Source organism: Shewanella sp. HL-SH8 (assembly GCF_051165765.1).
GTDB classification, from domain to species: domain Bacteria; phylum Pseudomonadota; class Gammaproteobacteria; order Enterobacterales; family Shewanellaceae; genus Shewanella; species Shewanella glacialimarina.
Genome location: NZ_CP195039.1, coordinates 3,838,980 through 3,859,361, shown reverse-complemented (window position 1 = coordinate 3,859,361; position 20,382 = coordinate 3,838,980). Strand labels below are relative to the sequence as shown.

The window sequence follows — 20,382 nt, the reverse complement described above, 5'->3', positions numbered from 1 at the left end:
AGCTAAATGGAATAAAAACTAACTATTTACTATTATATCTGGAATATATAAACCGTTATATTTGATGCCATCAAAGAATACGGGGTAAGTGTAATGGAGTTAGTATCAATGCCTGGTCAGCAGGCTAAAGGCAAGGTGTGGCTGGTGGGCGCAGGCCCAGGCGACATAGAGCTATTAACCCTCAAAGCTTATCGTATTATAAAGCACGCAGATGTGGTTTTGTATGACGCACTTGTTAGCCAAGATATCCAAGATTTAATTCCCCATGGCGCAGAGAAAATCGCGGTGGGAAAACGTGCTGGTAAGCATAGTGCTAATCAGGATGAAATTAACCAGTTGCTCGTAACTAAAGCCTATACCCGTAAAAATGTTGTCCGCTTAAAAGGCGGCGACCCGTTTATTTTTGGACGTGGCGGTGAAGAGCTAGAAACCTTAGTGAAAGCTGGCGTTGAGTTTGAAGTGGTTCCGGGTATTACGGCTGCCAGTGGCACGTCGGCATATGCCGGCATTCCGCTAACGCATCGAGATCACGCCCAAGGTGTGACTTTTATTACCGGCCATTGCCAATTAGCGAGCCGTCCTATGGACTGGCAAGGCTATGCAAACCCAAACAATACGCTTGTAGTTTACATGGGCATATTGAATGCCAGCATTATTAGTGATGGGCTGATTAACGCAGGGCGCAGTGCCGATACGCCTGTGGCTATCGTCTCCAAAGCGACCACCTCAGCTCAACAGCGTTTTTTTGGCACCTTAGGTGAATTAGGCCAGCTAGCAGCTGACCCCGCGCTTGAAATGCCTGCGTTAATGATAATTGGCGAAGTGGTTCAGTTAGCTGACAGCTTAAATTGGTTTGTCCCTGCTACTGAACAGCAACAACATGAATATTCAAACATTACAGTTAAAAAACTGTAATTAAAATAGTTTAAATTTTGCTGCAGCAGCAGTAACTCAAAGTTAATGGAGAAGAATTATGGCAAGTCGCACATTAAGCCATTTACAACAACTGGAAGCTGAAAGCATTCAGATCATTCGTGAAGTGGCCGCTGAATTTGACAACCCTGTCATGATGTATTCGATTGGTAAAGACTCATCTGTGATGCTGCATTTGGCGCGTAAAGCCTTTTACCCAGGCAAAATTCCTTTCCCACTGATGCATATTGATACGGGTTGGAAATTTAAAGAAATGATTGAGTTTCGTGATAGTCAGGCCAAAGCATTTGGCTTAGATCTGATCACCCATACCAATCAGGAAGGGGTAGATCAAGGCGTTGGTCCTTACACTCATGGTAGTGCTAAGCACACTGACATAATGAAAACCCAAGCCCTCAAGCAAGCCCTAAATAAATATGGCTTTGATGCGGCATTTGGTGGCGCTCGTCGCGATGAAGAAAAATCACGTGCAAAAGAGCGTGTCTATTCATTCCGTGATAAGCATCACCGCTGGGACCCAAAAAGTCAGCGCCCAGAGTTATGGCGCACCTATAACGGCGCAGTTAACAAGGGTGAAAGTATTCGTGTTTTCCCTTTATCAAACTGGACAGAGCTAGACATTTGGCAATATATCTACCAGGAAAATATTGAAATCGTCCCTTTGTATTTCGCTGCAGATCGTCCAGTAGTGAACAAAGGCGGCCAGCTAATCATGAAAGATGATGACCGCATGCCGTTAGATGCTGGTGAAGCAGTTACCACAGAGCGAGTCCGCTTCAGAACATTAGGGTGTTATCCATTAACCGCTGCAATGCCTTCTGATGCCGATACGTTAGAAAAAATTATTGAAGAAATGCTACTCACTCGCTCAAGTGAACGCCAGGGTAGACTGATTGACTCAGACCAAAGCGCATCAATGGAACATAAGAAGCGTCAAGGTTACTTCTAAGTCCAGTATTGGAAATGGTTTTAGACATCAGATTGATAAACTCAAATTGAGTGAGAAAGAATATGAATCAAGCAGAAAACAACACAACACGCATGGCCGCTGAAATTTTAGAGCACGGCGTAAAACAGTATTTAGCCCTTCAGCAAAACAAAGGTCTTTTACGCTTTTTAACCTGTGGCAGTGTTGATGATGGAAAAAGTACTCTTATTGGCCGTTTGTTGCACGACAGCGCGCAAATTTATGAAGATCAATTAGCGACTTTAAAAAATGACAGCGCCAAAATGGGCACCACAGGTGAGGCTATCGACCTAGCATTACTGGTTGACGGTTTACAGGCTGAGCGTGAGCAAGGTATTACCATTGATGTGGCTTACCGTTATTTCTCTAGTGAAAAACGTAAGTTCATTATTTCTGATACGCCAGGGCATGAGCAATATACCCGCAACATGGCAACAGGTGCTTCTACCTGTGACTTAGCGGTTATTTTAGTGGATGCGCGTTATGGCGTGCAAACTCAAACTAAACGCCACGCTTTTATCGCATCATTATTGGGTATTCGTCACTTTGTTGTGGCGGTCAATAAGATGGATTTAGTCGGTTTTGATCAAACGGTTTTCAATAATATTCAAGCTGACTTCGCTAAGTTTGTCAGTGATTTTGGTGATTTAGACATTCACTATGTGCCGTTATCTGCCTTAAATGGCGACAACGTTGTTAACCGTAGTACCCAATGTGATTGGTATCAAGGTGGCACATTGCTAGAGCTACTTGAAACCATTGACACCCAACGTGAATTGAGTGAATTACCAGCACGTTTCCCTGTGCAATATGTACTGCGTCCTAACCTTGATTTCCGTGGTTTCTCAGGAACCTTATCATCGGGCATTTTAAAAGTGGGTGATGAAATTGTCGCACTGCCATCTAACAAGCGCAGCAAAATAGAACGTATTGTGACTTTTGACGGTGACTTGGTTGAAGCGGTTGCTGGACAAGCGGTCACAATCACTCTAGAAGATGAAATCGATATTTCTCGCGGAGATTTACTCGCTAAACCAGACAGCGCGCCAAGCCTAGCGAACCATATTGTCGCCGACCTTGTGTGGATGGATGAAAAGCCATTACAGATTGGCCAACTTTACGATGTAAAAGTGGCAGGCAAGAAGACCCAAGCGGTAGTCAGTGAAATTGAATATGTCGTTGACGTTAATACCCTAGAGCGCAGCGCGGCAACGTCATTAAGCTTAAACACTATTGCACGCGTGAAGTTAGATTTAACCGAAACCGTCGTATTAGATGCCTATAGTTTAGTGCGTGATACCGGCGGAATGATCTTAATTGATCGCTTATCAAATGCCACAGTTGCAGCAGTGATGGTGGTTGACGGTTATCAAGGTGAGAAACAAGTGAATACTGAGTTCAGCGCGTTTGAACTTGAGTTTAATACCTTGGTACGCAAACATTTTCCACACTGGAATGCCCGCGACATCAGTTTGCTTGGAAAATAATCTATGAATGAAATGTGGTTGTTAGCGATCATATTGTTAGCAATGGTAGGCGGCCTGATAGCAGGAGCCGCCAAACCTGCCACAATGTTTTTTATGGCGCTATTAAGCGCCTACTTATTAGGCTTGGTGGAGCTTAACCAAGCACTAATGAGCTTTACAAATAATGGCTTAATTGTATTAGTGTTGTTGGTGTTAGCCGCTACAGCATTAGAAAAAACCTGGCTGATCGGTAAGTTAAGTCAGGTGATTGGTAAAGGTAGCTTATTTAGTACGCTAGCGAAAATGGGCTTATCTACCGCATTACTGTCTTCATTTACCAATAACACTGCCGTAGTGGCATCGTTAATTGGCGTTGTTAGACGTAATCAAGCCCATGCGCCATCTAAACTATTACTGCCATTAAACTATGCCGCCATTTTAGGCGGTACATTAACCTTAATTGGTACCTCAACCAACCTAATTGTTAACTCGTTTGTTGAAAATGCTGGGCTTGAGCCCCTAGGTTTTTTTGAGTTCAGCCAAGTCGGTATTTTGGTGGTAATTACTGGTTTAGCGGTATTGATGTTACTGGCAAATACCTTACCTGATCGCCGTGAAGAAAACCTTGATGAAGCATTGCCTTATCTACTCGAAGCGCATGTGGCTAAGCATTCTAAACTGGTAGGGCATAGCGTGGTCGATAACCGTCTACGTGCACTAAAAAAGCTTTACCTGGTTGAACTTGAACGCAGTGGTATTCGTATTTGTCCCGTGCCACCTAATATGGTTATTCAAGCGGGAGATATGCTGCGCTTTAGTGGTGCAGTTGAGTCCGTTGAGCTATTGCATCAATTTGATGGGCTGGAATGGTTTGGTAAGCAGCATGCTAAAGGTCAAAACCTTGTTGAGGCAGTATTAGGGCCGTCGTCTAAATTGGTCGGTACCACACTTAAAGATGCGCGTTTTCGTGAAATTTATGATTCGGCTGTGATGGCAATTCGCCGAGGTCACGCTCCACTTAAAGGTGGCTTAGGTGATATCGTTCTTCAACCAGGGGATGTGTTATTAATTACTCCTGGAGACAGATTCTCCAATAGTCCAAATTTAAGTACCGACTTTGCAGCCATTAGTGGTTTAGATTTGAATGTTCGATTAGATGATAAACGCAGTAACTGGGTGATTTTAGGCTTTGTACTGACCATTTTAGCCAGCGTAACTGAACTGGTACCTTTAGCAAAAGGGTTAGTGGTTTTATTGCTGAGCTACTTTGCCATTGGTGCGGTGAGTTTGTCGGAATTAAAGCGTCGTTTTCCACTTGAATTAGTCATCATTGTTGGTAGTGCCTTGTGTTTGGCTACGCTAATGATTGATACCGGCTTAGCTAAAAATTTAGCCGATGGCGTTATCAGTGTCTTTGATGGTTATGGGGTGTTTGCGGCGTTTGTTGGGGTATTTTTTATTACTCTCATTGTGACTGAATTGATCACCAATAATGCTGCAGCAGCGCTGGCATTCCCAGTCGCCTATGCGGTAGCTACCAGTTACGGTGTCGACCCTCGTCCATTTATTATGGCGGTCGTTTTTGGTGCCAGTGCTAGCTTTATTTCGCCTTACGGTTATCAAACCAATTTGATGGTCTATAACGCGGGTAATTATAAGTTATCTGATTTTGTACGAGTAGGATTACCTTTGTCAGTGGTGTATTCACTGACCGTTATTTTTGCAGTGCCATATTTTTTCCCGTTCTAATGAATGAGTCATTTGTAGTATTGAATTTTAGTTTTTATATGCCGTTTGAACGTACGGCATAAAAGGAGTTGTTATGACTGATATTGTTTGGCATCAGCATGAAATAGATCAAGCTGCCCGTGGGCGTCAAAAGAATCAAAACCCAGTGTTATTATGGTTTACTGGCTTATCGGGTTCAGGGAAGTCGACCCTAGCGGGGGCATTAGAACATGCACTATTTAACGCAGGTTTTCATACTTACTTGCTTGACGGTGATAATGTACGCCATGGTTTATGCAAAGACTTAGGCTTTAGCCTCGATGATCGCGATGAAAATTTACGCCGCGTCGGTGAAGTAGCTAAGTTAATGGTCGATGCCGGTTTGGTGGTGCTGTCGGCATTTATTTCACCTACCCGTGCCGAGCGTGAACGAGTAAGGAGTTTATTCCCTGAAGGCAAATTTATTGAGGTGCATGTTTCAACACCCTTAAGTGTGTGTGAGTCGCGCGATCCTAAAGGTTTATATGCCAAAGCTCGCAAAGGTGAAATAGCCAACTTTACAGGTATATCATCACCTTATGAAAACCCTGAGTCAGCAGAACTCACCATAGACACCAGTAAAGGTGATCTGGCCACTCAAGTACAAGCCTTAGTTGATTACTTAAGCGCACTGCAAGTGGTAGATGGCGAAAAAATGATGGCAGGTTTAGGCATTTAATCGTAACAGATTGGATTTAATCACAGTCGGTGTGGTTTATTCACATCGACTGTGGTGCAGGTTACTGTGTTTTAAGTAAGCTGATTGCTGCGGGTAAAGAGGTTAATCCGTATTCACTTAAGATGTTTTTAATCCGTTCAATAAACTTGGGTTTATGCTGGCGCACCACATGATAAACTTGAAAGCATTTGACAATATTTTCTTCTGTTAGCCCATTTTCTGCGTGGTATACCGCGGTTAAATAACAACGGATCATAAAACAATCAATAATAAGCTGTTGTAAAACTTGTTCCGGGTCATGATCTTCATGCATCGGGAAATGATCGTGGAACATGGAATACAGAATAAATTTGGTAAATAGTTCCGCGTGTTCTGTCAGCTTAGTTGTGACTTCGGTATTCCATATCTCATTAATCTTATCGATTGAATAATCATTTTGTTCATTACACAAAGCTGCAATCGCATTGTTAATCGACTCAAATCGAGCCCGTGTACTTCTAGAATGGGTTTTACACAGCGCATCATGAATTGCCACAAAAGTGTGTTTTTGAGGCAAAGGAGTATAAGGGATATTGTTAAATTGCTCTGTAATCATGCCCATTTGAGCCATATTCAGCAGCTGATTGTAACGCACGCTTAATTGTTCAATATTAGCCTTATCTAGGCGAACTTCATTACTGGTTTTGAGTAGTAATCCAATGGCTAAAAATGATTCTTGCCAGCTTAGGCCTGAATTTAACAATAAATCTAGACTGTATTCATAGGATTTTTCTAACCAGGGCTGGCTAGGCATTAGCGCTGCTTTACTGCCGTTTTCATTAGCGGAAAATTGAAAAGCATTGTCGTCAAATAACACTATTCGAGCAACTTCTGGGCAAGATAAAAATAAGCTTTGATAGTTATCTTGGCCAATTAATTGCTCATTTTTGGGGTAGGTTTTACAGGTATAACTTAAGGCTTGTTCACCAGCTTTTGCATGAATGTTACATAGTTTTTGTGGGTCTAGAAAAGGGCAAGCGCCATTATCATCTAATTTGACAACCGCCCATGAGCTGTCGCTTTCTTTGGTTTCGCGTAAAGCAAATTTAGCCAGATCTGCTAAATATTTATGCTTAATGGTTTTTTTATAGCTTTGTTTATCAAATATTATCTTCCAGTCATTGCAGCAACTGTCTGCACATTTAGGCCCTATACAACTAAATAAATCCACATAATTAGGTTTAATTGTCAGGTTTGCCATGTAAATCCCTTTGATAAGTTATCTCAAACTGTAATGACTTATTTATGCTTAGATCACGTGTTAAATCAACACCTGTTTTAATACCCTTTGCCAATTTCCGCCCATGATGCGATCGCGATCGGATGATTTAAAGCGCGCTTTTTTCAGCGCGTCATCAATCAGACTCATACGATCGATATTGTTCAATTCGGGGATAACTACATGCTTGGGTTCTACATCAAAACCTAATACATTTTTAGCCCGTAAACTGTGCCACCAATCTAAGTACTCTTTTACGCCTTCAGCATTGTTATTATTAAGCTTTAATAAATTTTCCTGACCCCGTAATGGATAGTCGTTGGCAATGGCGACGCTGTCTACACCGGCAATTCTGACCACATGATCAATTTGTTTAATGTAATCGCTAATTGTTGGAGTCGGTTTATTGGTTAGCCAAAAGCTCATCATAAAAATACCGAATACGCCGCCGGTGTCGGCAATGGCGCGAATAACCTCATCGGGGGAGCAACGGGCATGATTAACTATATGTCTTACCGCGCCATGGCTTTGCACTATTGGGCTTTTACTGGCTTTGGCGGTATCAAGCGCGGTTTGTGCACTGGAATGGCTAACATCAATTAACATATGGCGATGGTTAATGGCCTCAATCAGCTCGTGGCCTGCAGGAGTTAAGGGTAAATTTAACCCTGTTTTACCATTGTTATCCAATGCACCGCCAGCAAAGCGGTTACCGTAATGATGGGTGAGCTGTAAAACCCGTAAGCCCTGTTGTTTAAATTCTTCTAGTTGCTGCCAATTGGTGTCGCTGCTGTCATCTTCGACACAATCAGCGCCTTGAATTTGGAAAAATACAGCGGTACGTTCAGCGTCATATGCTCTAGCAATATCAAGGCCTGTTTGCCCCTGTAGATATACGTCAGGGTTGGCATCGACCACAGCTTTCGCTGCTTTAATGCTTTTGATACACGCATTGTAACTGCGCTTGTAATTGGTGGTGCCGTCAGCCTGTTTGATGGCTTCAATGTCTGATATGTCGGCGATAAAGGCGCTCAACTTAGAAGCTTTAACATCGTTAATATCGTCGGGCAAAAATGATAAACCATCAATGTACAAAGGTTGTGAGCGTGCTGCCCACGCTTGTTGGCTTATAAATGGACTACATAACGCTGCTGCGCCAAGGCCTTTAAGTAATTTACGGCGGGAGAGCAAGTCATGTGACATTAACGATGTATCCTTTTAATTTTTCTCGTTTGCGTAGTGTTTAATGGCGTGTGCTAGTGCATGCAAACCATTGGTACGCGATGGGCTTAACTGTCCGTTTAGCCCTAAATTTTCGAAGTAAGCACTGACATCTAATTGCGCTATTTGGCTGCTAGTTTGCCCTTGTGTAGCCACCAGCAATAATCCAATAAGTCCTTTGACTATACGCGCATCACTGTCGGCTAGGTAAAAATGTTGGTCATTAATGTGTTGGTGGTATAGCCATGCCTGGCTTTCACAGCCTTTAACTTGTGCACTTTCAAGACGAAACTCATCCGCTAAGCTTGGCAGTTTTTTACCTAATAGCATAATTTGGCGGTATTTTTCTTGCCAATTACTGGCCTGTTCTATCAACTTAGCGCCGGTTAACAGGTCGTCAGACAAAGGCAAAAACAAAGTTGAAGCTGGTTTAGCTATGGTGTTAAGACTCATATTTGACCTTACAATAGAATCGATTTTACTTCAGTCAGTGCGCTAATAAAGCGATCAACATCTTGCTGATTGCTGTACACCCCGATTGAGGCTCGACAGCAACCTTTAATCTGCAAGCTTTGCATTAACGGCATAGCACAATGATGGCCGCCACGGATAGCCACGCCCTGCTGATCTAATAAAATGCCGACATCCTGATGGTGCTCATCAGCCAAATTAAACGCCACTGCGCCAATATTGTTATTGTCAGTTGTTACACCATATACGCTAATATCGCCCAATTGGCTTAACTGTTGCTGAAGATATTGAATTAAATGCAGTTCGTGTTGACGAATTTGTATTTTAGGTAAGTTAGATAAAAAGCTGATTGCTGCGCCTAAGCCGATCACTTCCGCTATTGCTGGAGTCCCAGCCTCTAATCTATTCGGTAACTCGCCATAGCTTGTTCCATCAAAACTGACCGTTTTGATCATTTCGCCGCCGGTTAGCATAGGTGTTAGCATTTCTAGCGCATTAAGCTTGCCATATAAAATGCCAACCCCAGTCGGACCATACATTTTATGGCCTGAAAACACATAGTAATCACAACCTATTGATTTTACATCTATGTCTAAATGGGCCACAGCTTGTGCGCCATCAATTAAGGTTAGTGCGCCGACTTTGTTAGCCTTGGCAACCATCTCGTTGACCGGATGTAGTGTGCCAAGTGCATTAGTGACATGGGATAAAGCGACTAATTTAGGCAGTTGAGTTAATAAATCATCGTAAGCGGTGAGATCGATTCGGCCATTGCTATCTAATGGAATAGGGATAACCTTTGCACCAGTTCGCTGGGCTAATGCTTGCCAGGGAACAATATTGGCATGATGCGCTGCGCCATCAACTAAAATCACATCACCTTGTTTAAACTGTTCGGTGAGTCCGTGGGCGACCATATTGATTGATTCTGTCGTGCCGTGGGTAAAGATGATTTGTTGACTGGTGGCCGCATGAATAAAGTGCTGCACTTGCATGCGCACGTTTTCATATTTTTGGGTGGCTCTGGCCGCTAATTGATGCGCAGCGCGGTGCACGTTGGCATTATTTTGCACATAGTACTCATTCATCGCATCAAGCACACATTGCGGTTTTTGACTGGTTGCCGCGGTATCTAAATAGCAAAGCGGATTATCGCCTAGCTGCATATCTAAGATCGGAAACTGGCTGCGTATGGCTTGATGATCAAATTTGCTGTCGGTCATTCACTTAACACTCATAAAAAAGGCATCAAGATCTTCAATGATATTGATGCCTATTGCAAGGTTAACCTGACTCTAAACCTAAACCTAAACCTAAACCTAAACCTAAACCTAAACCTAAACCTAAACCTAAATTATGGCTTAACACTTAGTCATAGTTTAAGGACAAGGAAAACGGTAAAGCGCGGTTAATTCATTTAATCGACTATGTAGTTCATCAGACAATATGACTTTATGGCTGTCGATATTCTCTTTGAGTTGATGCAAGTTAGTCGCACCTATGATGTTGGAGGCGACAAACTGGCGAGAATTAACAAAAGCCAAAGCCATTTGAGCCGGACTTAAGCCAAACTCTCGGGCTAGATCAACATAAGCCTGGGTTGCCTGTAAAGCCATTGGTGTACTGTTATAGCGCGCAAAACGTTTGTGTATCGTTAACCTGGCGCCTGCTGGCCACTGGTCATTTTCATACTTACCGGTTAACGCGCCAAAGGCTAACGGAGAGTAGGGCAATAAGGGCACGTTTTCACGTAAGCTTATTTCAGACATGCCAACTTCAAAGCTGCGGTTTAGCAAGTTATACGGGTTTTGAATGCTCACAATACGGGGTAAATCGTGCTTTTCGGCTAAGCGCAGATACTGCATAAAGCCCCAAGGGGTTTCATTAGAAATGCCGATATAACGCACTTTTCCTTGTTTTACCACTTCGGCTAGGGCTTCAAGGGTTTCTAAAATGGGGGTGTAACGCTCATCTTCATCATGGGTATAAATCATTTCACCGAAGAAGTTGGTATTTCGGTCTGGCCAGTGGACTTGGTATAAATCTATGGTATCGATTTGTAAACGTGACAAGGAGTCATCAACCGCTTGGTGAATGTTACGCCAATCTAGTGCCATTTTAGGCCGAATATAATCACCTTTTAGCCCAGGTGCAGCGACTTTTGTGGCAATTACTAATTCATCACGATTACCTTGGGCCTTTAAATAGCGGCCCAGTATTCGTTCGGTTTCACCTTGTGTTTCTGCCGTTGGCGGTACGGGATACATTTCCGCAGTATCAATAAAATTGATCCCTTGGCCGATGGCATAATCTAATTGTTCGAATGCTTCAGACTGATTATTCTGCTCACCCCATGTCATGGTACCTAAACAGATATTACTTACTTCTAGGCTTGAATGCCCAAGACGCCGATATTCCATATCATCCTCCTGATGGAAACCCTATACTTTAAGCTATCAAGCTTTGGGCAGATTGCAAAGGTTATTGAATCATCAGTAAATGTATTGCTTAAAAAACCAGCGCAATCTTTAATGTTTTCATTATTTGGGATTATTTAGGGGAATGAAAAGGTTAAAAATAGACATTAACACAATGAACAATAAAGGCTAATCAAGAGTCGCTAGCCATTTTTAAGCCAGCGACTGCTTTATTAACCGTGGTATACCAAGTTAAAGATTTCTCAGCATAGCGATTTCACAGGCATCGTGGCCGGTTTCACCAAGGTGCTTACCAGTCTCAAATCCGAGCTTTTGATATAACGCTAAGGCTTCAACTAATACCGAAGTGGTTTCTAAATAGACCTGGTTAAAGCCTTGTTCTTTAGCAAATTCAAACGCTAAATGAGATATTTTTTTGGCTAATCCTTTACCGCGTACTTGCGGTAAAAAGTACATTTTTTGCAGTTCACAAATATCACTGTATCCCGCTAATGGGGCAATGCCAGCGCCACCAATGATGTGGCCATCTAACTCGATAACCCAATACTGGCTGCGTGCAGTACTGTAAACCTGGCTTAGGGTGTCTAAGGTTTTGTCAGCAACACTGAAGCCTTTATCGGGTGTTAGCCCATATTCAGCAGACACTTGACGAATAACATCTGCAATAGCGGCATTATCATCTACGGTTAATGAACGGATAATCGGAACGGTAATAGACATAATAAGTTACTCGGCAAAAAAATCAGGGTTAATAATAGGGGCCATGGCTAAAATAATCGCCTGGGTATAAATACTGCCTCGTGTGGCCAGCCCTTGGGTCAATAAGCCAATCGCACCGCCTTTTTGTTTCACATTGTGGGTATTAAACAGTCTGTCCATTACATTGCCTAACTCTTCACCCGCTTCTAAGGCGTTAAACACTTTTTGCGGCAAGGGTAATAAAGCGCTACGACCAATGCTGAGTTTATCCTGATGAATTATCGCCATATAAGCAAACGTAGCTGCGCCATGGTCAAATTTATCCACACCGCCTTCCATTGCAATATAAAAATCCGCAGGCTGATTTGCCTCAATCGCATGTTGCTGACAATATCTAGCACGATTAATGGCACCTAATTTGGTTTCGGCGTCTGTCATTGGCTGCTCAGCCACTAATGAGGGCGCATGCATGCCTTGGCAATTAATATCAGCCTTGGGGAAATACTGGCTTATCGCATCTTTAGCGGCAGCAATTTTAACCGGATTATTTGAACCGACTAGGATAGCAATCTGTTGTTGAGTCATATGATGCTTTTTTCTTATTGTATTTTTACTGACATAACCGCCATGATAGCAGAAGTTTATACTTGATCAGAAGTTAGTGAAAAGACATATTTTTTAGTGCTTTTAACGTATCGATGTTGATACTTAAATATAGTTAATTATATAAAACAAAGTCTTATGATTTTGGTGTAAGAATTGCTTATCTATGAATAATAATGACAAAAGCTAATAAGTGATGCGTTTTAGCACTTAATAACGTGATCATAATGATGGCTTCAATTAACAAGAAGCCAATGAATAAAAAACAAGGAAGAATAAAATGGCCACAATGAAAACCAAAGTCGTCTTAGTGGGCGCAGCAGCGGCTTTGTTAGTAATGTATACCGACGTGTTTAATGTCTCTTACAGCATTGCCAGCGACTTTGATCAAAAACAGCAAGTGTTAATCCTGGACAGCACTGACATTCAAAAGCTCGTTGCAGAAACTGGTGCGGGTAAGTTAGTGATCAAAGGCGATGAGAATGCTAAAAATATTAAGTTAACCGCAGAAATTTTTGCCGATGATGATGCCGACGTAACCTTAGAGTTAGTTAAAGATGGCGACCAAGCAAGGCTAGTGGCTAAAGTTGAGCAAAGTTCAAACTGGATTAATGTCGACTCGCCTTATATCGATGTCACCTTAACGTTACCCCAGCATATGGTGATGGATATTACAGATGGTTCTGGTTCAATCGACATTCAAGGTATGAACGCTGATATTGCCTTAAAAGATGGCTCAGGAAGTATCGTTATTGATGGTGGCAAAGACATTGTTATTGAAGATGGTTCAGGTTCACTTGATGTGAAAAATGTATTGGGTAACTTAACCATTAAAGACGGCTCTGGTTCAATCAATGTTAATAATGTCGCGGGTAACCTGACCATTAAAGACGGTTCAGGTGGCATAGATGTGACAGATATTAAAGGCAATCTTGATGTTAATGATGGATCTGGTGGCATGGTGATTAAGCATGTTGCAGGATTAGTGAGCATTAATGATGGTTCAGGTGGTATCGATGTTGAATATGCTAAAGGGTTAACTATTCACACAGCAGGTTCTGGTGATGTGAAATATCAACATATTGATGGGCCAGTAAGCTTATAGTTTTAGTGATAAGTTCGCTATCTGGTTAAGCCAGTAGCGAACAGTAAACGACACATGTGCAAGCTCAGCTAATCAAAGCTCAGTTAGCAAAGCTAAGCCATAAGCGATAGACGACATAAGCTTGACATGGCATGATCGATATATCATTTTTTTAAATATCAAGGCCACTCATGGCAAAGAAATTTTACGTCGTTTGGCAAGGTCATACCCCTGGCATTTATACCACCTGGGACGAAGCAAAGCGTCAGGTGGACAAGTTTCCGGGGGCTAAGTACAAATCTTTCCCTAGCGAATCAGAAGCAAAAACGGCTTTTGCCCAGTCAGCCAATAAAGCAATCTTTTCGGCTAAAAACAACTCGGCTAAAAACAGCTCGGCTAAATCGTCTACAACAAAAACTCAATCTGGCTCAACAGCCGAGCATCAACCCACAGCATTAAGTGAGTTTGACGTTGTGCTTTATACCGACGGCGGCTGTGACCCTAATCCAGGTAAAGCGGGCTCAGGTGTTGCTGTATATCGTAAAGGTGAACTTGCTGCTTTGTGGTATGGCTTATTTAACCCTAATGGCACTAACAATACTGCTGAATTAAATGCGCTACATGAAGCGATCAAAATGGCTGCTAGCGCGCTGGCTGACAACTTGACCGTGCGTATTTACAGTGACTCACAATATTCTATTAACTGTATTAGTAATTGGGCCTACGGCTGGAAAGCCAAAGGCTGGACCCGCAAAGGCGGCGAGATTGCCAATTTAGATCTGATCAAACAAGCCCATGCACTTTATGATCAATATAAAGATCACATTGATATTGTCCATGTGGCTGCCCATGTTGGTATAGAAGGCAATGAACTGGCCGACAGAATGTCTATCTATGCCGTAGATCTGCAACAAAAGGATTTTGTTCAGTATCCGGAGCCAATCAACCTAACGACCATAATGGCGATGCGAGCCGGGTAATTTTAGGTACAGCTTTGAGTATCTTTACTGTGGGTTCATTAACCCACAGTAAAGATACTCAATATTAAATTTGCTCAGTGCAGGCTTCACTTGTTGCGCATATAGATACAATGCTGACATTACCGCTAGGTACTATCATTTTGGTTGTATTGCTCACCGTCAAGTCATGAAGTGATAGCTTTTCCAATAAGACTCCCCAAGATTCGAGCGACATATTCGTAAAAGTATAATTGTCGCCAAATGGATTGGTTTTTGTTAAGTCCAAACTATTATTACCCTCTTTAATTGTTGTAAATTTAAAATGGTATTGCCCATCGAAATCGACGAAATCCAGAGCCGCATAAGCTAAAGTGCCATCAGAATAGGTAAAGACTAATGATGGTGGCTTGACTGCTATTGAGGTGGTTATTTTGTTTGAAATGCCTGTAGACCATGTAGTGAGTTTTTCTTTGTAAAGCGCGGAGCTTGGTAGGCTATTATTGAAGTAATCAACTGAAAGTCCTTGGGGATAGCTATTGTCAATTAACTCAAAAGCTGAGGTCACCATGCTGCTAGGGATTTCGATAGCACTTTGGGTGAAAAACTTTGTAGTCTCATTATACGCTAAGGCGTAGTTGGTAAAGTCAGTTAAATCTTTTTTATCAATGCTTTGACTGGTCGTTTTGTAATGATAAACATTCTGGCAAACCGGTGATTTATCTGTTGGTATTTCTGACTTGTGGTTTTGTTCACATTCAAAAGATTTTGTTTTAGTGACTAGATATTTCTCATACAAAATATCATTTAAGTTAATGACATGCATGACAATAGTCGCATTTGATCTTGCGTTTTGTTTAGCAAAATTAACCAGTTGAGAGTGAGTTGTGCAAGTATTGCACTCAAGATATATTTCTTGTGAAGCAAGAGTTGAAACTGAGAACGTCATTACCCCTAGAAGTGGCAATAATTTTTTCATGTTTAACAAAGAGATCATCCTTAACAATACAATAGTAAACATGCTTGTTTACTTGACCTTCATGGTCAGTGTTTATGTGTTTTAACGTTAATTAAACAGCTTACTAGCCGAGGTTTTGTAAGCTGTTTTGTTGTGATTGTACAATGGCTACTTAAGTTATTTGGCCTTTTCTTCGTACATTAAATAGTGACTTTGCTCCATGCCTAAAGCCTCATAGGTTTTTTGCGCCGGTTTGTTTTCTTGTTCGACATACAAGCGGAAACTTGCAGCATCGCCTTTTTCAGCGGCCATATCTTTTATCGCTTGGTACAGTTTTGCATAAATCCCCTGACGACGGTTTTCTGGTCGAATATACACGCTTTGGATCCAGTAATACTGGCAAGCGCGCCAGTCGCTCCATTCAAATGTCACCATTAATGAGCCGACAATAACGTCATTAATTTCAGCCACTAAATAGAAACCACGTTCAGGATTGGCGAGTAATCCGTTTACGCCACGGGTAAGTGTTGCATTGTCTAATTGCAGGTTTTCAGTTTCCATTGCCATCGCCTGGTTAAAATTAACCAGTGCGGTAAGGTCTGCTAATTGGCCTTTTCTTATTTTCATTTTTTCTCTCAATTTGGCGGTTGATTGCGGTCAATTTAATTTAGGGTCCATTAGCATCCTACTATAAATGACCTATTCACTTATAGTCATGGCGTTAATAACCCGTGGTGTTACCAATACAATATGTGTTTACAACATATATTGTATTTTGCAAGTTAGCTCAGCCGTTAATCGGTATTTGTAACAACCTGTGATGGGTAAAGCGATCAAACTCGAATAATCTAATTCATATCAAGGCTTATTCGCCATTAATGTAAAACAAATAAGCCATCGAATTGACAGTTGAAAAGTGGCATTTAAACTTGCACTGCTCAGTCATATCTTATTGCACCATGATATAACCCTCACATTCAAACACGCAGTGCTGATTTACCTTGAATTGAGTAAACACTTATTTACGACACTCCACTAATGGATAATTGAAATTAGCCCGCCAATCCAGTAATGTGACGCCACGAAAGATAGTAGACCTATGTCACAAATTGTATAAATAGATGGAGATGATTATGAAAGTTGCCGTACTTGGTGCTGCTGGTGGTATTGGCCAGGCCTTAGCTTTATTGTTAAAAACTCAACTGCCTGCTGGCTCAAAGTTGTCTCTATATGACATCGCTCCTGTTACTCCTGGTGTTGCGGTTGACTTAAGTCACATCCCAACAGATGTAGAAGTAAAAGGTTTTGCTGGTCAAGATCCAACGGATGCATTAGTTGATGCTGACGTCGTATTAATGTCTGCTGGTGTTGCGCGTAAGCCTGGTATGGATCGCTCAGATCTATTCAACATCAACGCAGGTATCGTGCGTAACCTAATGGAAAAAGTGGCAGTAACTTGTCCTAAAGCATTAGTGGGTATTATTACTAACCCAGTAAACACGACTGTAGCGATTGCTGCTGAAGTATTAAAAAATGCCGGTGTTTACGACAAAAACCGTTTATTCGGTATCACTACACTTGACGTTATCCGTAGCGAAACTTTTATTGCTGAACTTAAAGGCTTAAACGTTGCTGATGTTAAAGTTAACGTGATCGGCGGCCACAGCGGCGTGACTATTCTTCCACTACTTTCTCAAATTGAAGGCGTGACTTTCACTGATGAAGAAGTTGCAGCAATGACTACTCGCATTCAAAACGCAGGTACTGAAGTTGTTGAAGCTAAAGCCGGTGGCGGTAGCGCAACATTATCAATGGGCCAAGCAGCATGTCGCTTTGGTTTATCATTAGTTCGTGGTCTTCAAGGTGAAGCGAACGTAGTTGAATGTGCCTATGTTGATGGTGGCAGCGAACACGCTGAGTTCTTCGCTCAACCTATCCTTTTAGGTAAAAACGGCGTAGAAAAAGTGCTTCCTTACGGTGACGTAAGTGCATTTGAAGCTAATGCACGTGATTCAATGTTAGATACATTAAAAGCTGATATTAAACTAGGTGTTGAATTCGTTAAGTAATTTAACTCGCTAATAAAAAACGCGAAGCTATGCTTCGCGTTTTTTTATGACTGTAATTTATATCTCTATCACCAACCCTGCATTACCATTGAATGTCATTGCCTGCCCAATCAATAAAACTAGCTTGGCCTTCTAGGGTAATATTTGACTGTATGTTGTAAAGCTGCTGCGCCACAAACTCAGGGGTAAATAATTTACCTTCGGCCACATTGTGCTGAAAAGGTTTTGATAATGGTGTGTCTGTGGTGCCAGGATGAAAAGCCATCAATTTGACGTGCTTAAGCCGCCTTGCAAACTCAATCGCAGTGGTTTTTATCAACATGTTTAATGCCGCTTTACTGGTGCGATAGCTATACCAACCGCCAAGGCGGTTATCACTTATGCTGCCGACTCTGGCGCTTAAAATACTTATCACGACTCGGCTTCGCTGCTTTGATAACAGCTTTACCAAACCTTGCAGCCAAAGCATAGGCGTGATGGTATTCATTTGTATTAAAGCGAGTAAATTGGCTTCATTGATATCTTCTATCTTTTTTTCAGGTTGTATCGCCCCCTGATGCAGTACCCCATTACAGATTAATATTCTGCTAACACTGCCGTTGCTTGTGGTAATTTGAGGAATGATCTGTTGATTCATCAGATGCTCAATATCCTGCTGTAAATTACTGCATTGGTAATGTTGCCATGATGACGTTTTATTTTGAGAGATTAGATGATGTATATCGGCACTGTGTAGATAGTCATCTCGGCTAATGGTGATCAAATTAATCGGCTGCGGGTGATTATCGGCTTGGTTTTGTTTAAGGCATTGAGTAGTAAAGGCATGGCCAATAGCCGAATTTGCACCAATAATAATCACAAATTCAGCAGTGCTATTAGCAGCAGTACTTTCAGTAACAGTACTATCAGTAACAGTGCTATCAGCAACAGTACTATCAGTAACAGTACTATCAGTAACAGTATTAGGGGAGTCGTTTAGGTTAGCGTCATTATGCACTGAGTGTATCCACCCTTTAAGATTGAAGGTTTTCAAAAGCCTTTGAGGTTAATTATTAGTGCTATTCACTTCAAATCAGATGACTTCAAATTGCTCTTCGGTAAACCACATTGACCATTATCACACCGCTGTTGACCAGTAAGCAGGTATGAGATTTTGTAGCGATTTTTAGCAAACAATAGATAAGCTTTATCGGCTATGGGTTTAATAAAAGGTTTTCTAAGCCACTGAACCCAAAAGTGCTTACCGGTAATTCCCCATGCTTTTGCCGTAACATCTAGCCCCAGCAGCAGTTGTCCGTCTTTAGTTAAGCCGTGCAGTATAGTGTTGGCTTTTTCGATATCAATTTGTGGAAAACGCTCATGTAAGTCAGCACTGTATAAGTCCTCTAAATGAATCTCGTCGTGCTTATCATGCCGTTTAAGTTGACGCATTTCATTGGCACAAAGTGGACATGTGCTGTCGTAAAATATGGTCAATTCCATGGTGTTTTCCTTATGTCATTACAATCAATCGAACCTGGGTATCAAGGTTAATCATTGCCATTATCTTGTAGAATGGCTGTCTAAAAACGATGTTAACGTTACAGTAGCGCGTAGATGAAGAATTATACGATTAAATAAGCTAATTAGATCCTCATTGTTTTTAAATTGACTTAATGTCCCACTTAGTTAAATGTTAACATTAGTTAATATTATGTTTTGAAGGACCAAGCACAATGAATGTTCGTCAGATGTTCTGTTCGTTCTCCTCCACCTCGATCATGCTGATTAGCTTGATGGTTGCTCCGCCTAGCATTGCTAGTGATAGTAATGAGATTATAGTTGATGCTAATGCTCAACCGTTTGCCCGCCCCGTTAAAGTCATACAGCTTGATATTGGCAAAGGCTTTCGTGAGCGGTTATTACCCGGTGAGGTCCGCGCGGCAGATAAAGCCTCTTTGTCGTTTAGGGTGGCAGGACAAATAGCCGATATTTATGTGCGCCCGGGCGATCATGTTAAGGCGGGTGACTTACTGGCCAAGCTGGACAGTGATTTATACCAACAACAGTACGAAGTGGCTAAAGCGCAATACGAACTGGCCAAAGTGCTATTTGAACGTTCCAGTAGTTTAGTGGAACAAGGTGTGGTGTCCCGTAACGATTTTGACCAATCTAAAAGTGATTTCACCATTGCCAGAGCAGCGCTTGATAAAGCCGAAACTGATCTGGCCTATACCCAACTAAAAGCGCCCTATGATGGCATGATTTCAAAGCGTGATCGCAAACAGTTTGAATTTGTGCAAGCACAAGAATCGATTATGGGCATTCGCACCGAATCATTTATCGACATTAGTTTTCAATTGCCCGAGCAATTTATTGGCGCAATTCAAGCTAATCGAGTCAATGAAGGCCCAGTAGAAAATATCGATGTTAAATTTGACAGCCGTGATGCCTGGTATAAAGCCAGACTGAAAGAGCTCAGTACCGTAGCGGATACTAGTACTGGCAGTTATACCATTATTCTCACCTTGAAAATGCCAACCGAATTAAATGTATTACCCGGAATGGCTGCATCAGTCAGGGTTAAGCTGCCTTACCGAGGTGCTAGCAGTAATCCTGTTATTGCCGCGGGCGCGAGAGTTGAAGAAAATGGTCAAACCTATGTTTTTCGTTGGTTACCTGAACAACTAAAAGTCGAAAAAGTAGCGGTGACATTAAATGATAATCAACTTGAATCAGGATTAGAGGACGGTGACTGGTTAGTGGTCGCGGGCGCTAGTGAGTTAACCGACGGTGAAAGTACGGTTCGCTGGGTCAAGGAAAGAGGGCTGTAA

At 41.9% G+C, this 20,382-nt stretch carries 20 protein-coding genes; 9 read left to right on the top strand and 11 right to left on the bottom strand.

Going from position 1 to position 20,382, the window contains the following annotated elements; translation table 11 throughout:
* Positions 1-93 precede the first annotated feature (93 nt).
* The 5 genes from cobA to cysC all read left to right on the top strand — a co-directional run bounded on the left by cobA (position 94) and on the right by cysC (position 5,812).
* Positions 94-915 carry a uroporphyrinogen-III C-methyltransferase gene (cobA, locus tag ACRWQN_RS17070; RefSeq protein WP_226413474.1) on the top strand — a complete coding sequence of 274 codons (822 nt, stop codon included), beginning with the start codon at positions 94-96 and terminating at the stop codon, positions 913-915.
* A 58-nt stretch (positions 916-973) separates the two neighbouring features.
* The gene (cysD, locus tag ACRWQN_RS17065) at positions 974-1,882 is read left to right on the top strand and encodes a sulfate adenylyltransferase subunit CysD (protein ID WP_434939055.1); all 909 of its coding nucleotides are present in this window, start codon (positions 974-976) and stop codon (positions 1,880-1,882) included.
* Positions 1,883-1,944: 62 nt separating this feature from the next.
* Positions 1,945-3,387, top strand: coding sequence for a sulfate adenylyltransferase subunit CysN (gene cysN / locus ACRWQN_RS17060; protein ID WP_226413479.1), 1,443 nt, complete (start codon positions 1,945-1,947; stop codon positions 3,385-3,387).
* A 3-nt stretch (positions 3,388-3,390) separates the two neighbouring features.
* A complete protein-coding gene (locus tag ACRWQN_RS17055) occupies positions 3,391-5,115 on the top strand; it encodes an SLC13 family permease (RefSeq protein WP_434939053.1) in 1,725 nt (574 codons plus the stop codon).
* Between the two features lie 73 nt (positions 5,116-5,188).
* On the top strand, positions 5,189-5,812 hold the full coding sequence (gene cysC, locus ACRWQN_RS17050; RefSeq protein WP_226413483.1) for an adenylyl-sulfate kinase: 624 nt from the start codon (positions 5,189-5,191) through the stop codon (positions 5,810-5,812).
* Between the two features lie 61 nt (positions 5,813-5,873).
* Here cysC and fliB read toward each other — a convergent pair whose 3' ends face one another.
* From fliB to yjjX, 7 genes are all read right to left on the bottom strand, one after another.
* A complete protein-coding gene (gene fliB, locus ACRWQN_RS17045) occupies positions 5,874-7,052 on the bottom strand; it encodes a flagellin lysine-N-methylase (RefSeq protein ID WP_434939051.1) in 1,179 nt (392 codons plus the stop codon).
* 60 nt (positions 7,053-7,112) lie between these two features.
* The gene (locus tag ACRWQN_RS17040) at positions 7,113-8,273 is read right to left on the bottom strand and encodes a membrane dipeptidase (RefSeq protein ID WP_434939050.1); all 1,161 of its coding nucleotides are present in this window, start codon (positions 8,271-8,273) and stop codon (positions 7,113-7,115) included.
* Positions 8,274-8,288: 15 nt separating this feature from the next.
* Complete coding sequence (locus ACRWQN_RS17035; protein ID WP_434939048.1) at positions 8,289-8,744, bottom strand: SufE family protein; 456 nt, start codon at positions 8,742-8,744, stop codon at positions 8,289-8,291.
* 8 nt (positions 8,745-8,752) lie between these two features.
* On the bottom strand, positions 8,753-9,985 hold the full coding sequence (locus tag ACRWQN_RS17030) for an aminotransferase class V-fold PLP-dependent enzyme (protein ID WP_434939047.1): 1,233 nt from the start codon (positions 9,983-9,985) through the stop codon (positions 8,753-8,755).
* Positions 9,986-10,141: 156 nt separating this feature from the next.
* Positions 10,142-11,182, bottom strand: coding sequence for an NADP(H)-dependent aldo-keto reductase (locus ACRWQN_RS17025; RefSeq protein ID WP_434927081.1), 1,041 nt, complete (start codon positions 11,180-11,182; stop codon positions 10,142-10,144).
* Positions 11,183-11,431: 249 nt separating this feature from the next.
* A complete protein-coding gene (locus ACRWQN_RS17020) occupies positions 11,432-11,920 on the bottom strand; it encodes a GNAT family N-acetyltransferase (RefSeq protein WP_434939045.1) in 489 nt (162 codons plus the stop codon).
* Positions 11,921-11,926: 6 nt separating this feature from the next.
* The gene (yjjX, locus tag ACRWQN_RS17015) at positions 11,927-12,484 is read right to left on the bottom strand and encodes an inosine/xanthosine triphosphatase (RefSeq protein ID WP_434939043.1); all 558 of its coding nucleotides are present in this window, start codon (positions 12,482-12,484) and stop codon (positions 11,927-11,929) included.
* Between the two features lie 298 nt (positions 12,485-12,782).
* Here yjjX and ACRWQN_RS17010 point away from each other — a divergent pair, with 298 nt between their 5' ends.
* Positions 12,783-13,607, top strand: a complete 825-nt coding sequence (locus ACRWQN_RS17010; RefSeq protein ID WP_434939041.1) for a hypothetical protein — start codon at positions 12,783-12,785, stop codon at positions 13,605-13,607.
* A gap of 170 nt (positions 13,608-13,777) precedes the next feature.
* Positions 13,778-14,566: a ribonuclease H1 domain-containing protein gene (locus ACRWQN_RS17005; protein ID WP_434939039.1), complete on the top strand. Its 789-nt coding sequence runs from the start codon at positions 13,778-13,780 to the stop codon at positions 14,564-14,566.
* A 64-nt stretch (positions 14,567-14,630) separates the two neighbouring features.
* On the opposite strand, the gene ACRWQN_RS17000 is transcribed toward ACRWQN_RS17005, so the two are convergent.
* Together ACRWQN_RS17000 and ACRWQN_RS16995 are read right to left on the bottom strand one after the other, a co-directional pair.
* Entirely contained in the window at positions 14,631-15,530 is a 900-nt protein-coding gene (locus ACRWQN_RS17000) for a hypothetical protein (protein WP_434939037.1), read from the bottom strand.
* A 147-nt stretch (positions 15,531-15,677) separates the two neighbouring features.
* Entirely contained in the window at positions 15,678-16,127 is a 450-nt protein-coding gene (locus ACRWQN_RS16995) for a GNAT family N-acetyltransferase (RefSeq protein ID WP_434939035.1), read from the bottom strand.
* A 506-nt stretch (positions 16,128-16,633) separates the two neighbouring features.
* On the opposite strand from ACRWQN_RS16995, the gene mdh reads away from it, so the two are divergent.
* Entirely contained in the window at positions 16,634-17,569 is a 936-nt protein-coding gene (mdh, locus tag ACRWQN_RS16990; RefSeq protein ID WP_434927075.1) for a malate dehydrogenase, read from the top strand.
* A gap of 82 nt (positions 17,570-17,651) precedes the next feature.
* Here mdh and ACRWQN_RS16985 read toward each other — a convergent pair whose 3' ends face one another.
* Positions 17,652-18,566 carry an SDR family NAD(P)-dependent oxidoreductase gene (locus ACRWQN_RS16985; RefSeq protein WP_434939033.1) on the bottom strand — a complete coding sequence of 305 codons (915 nt, stop codon included), beginning with the start codon at positions 18,564-18,566 and terminating at the stop codon, positions 17,652-17,654.
* Positions 18,567-18,631: 65 nt separating this feature from the next.
* Positions 18,632-19,051, bottom strand: coding sequence for a thiol-disulfide oxidoreductase DCC family protein (locus ACRWQN_RS16980; RefSeq protein ID WP_434939031.1), 420 nt, complete (start codon positions 19,049-19,051; stop codon positions 18,632-18,634).
* A gap of 233 nt (positions 19,052-19,284) precedes the next feature.
* Between ACRWQN_RS16980 and ACRWQN_RS16975 the strand changes: the two genes are divergently transcribed.
* Positions 19,285-20,382, top strand: coding sequence for an efflux RND transporter periplasmic adaptor subunit (locus tag ACRWQN_RS16975; protein ID WP_434939030.1), 1,098 nt, complete (start codon positions 19,285-19,287; stop codon positions 20,380-20,382).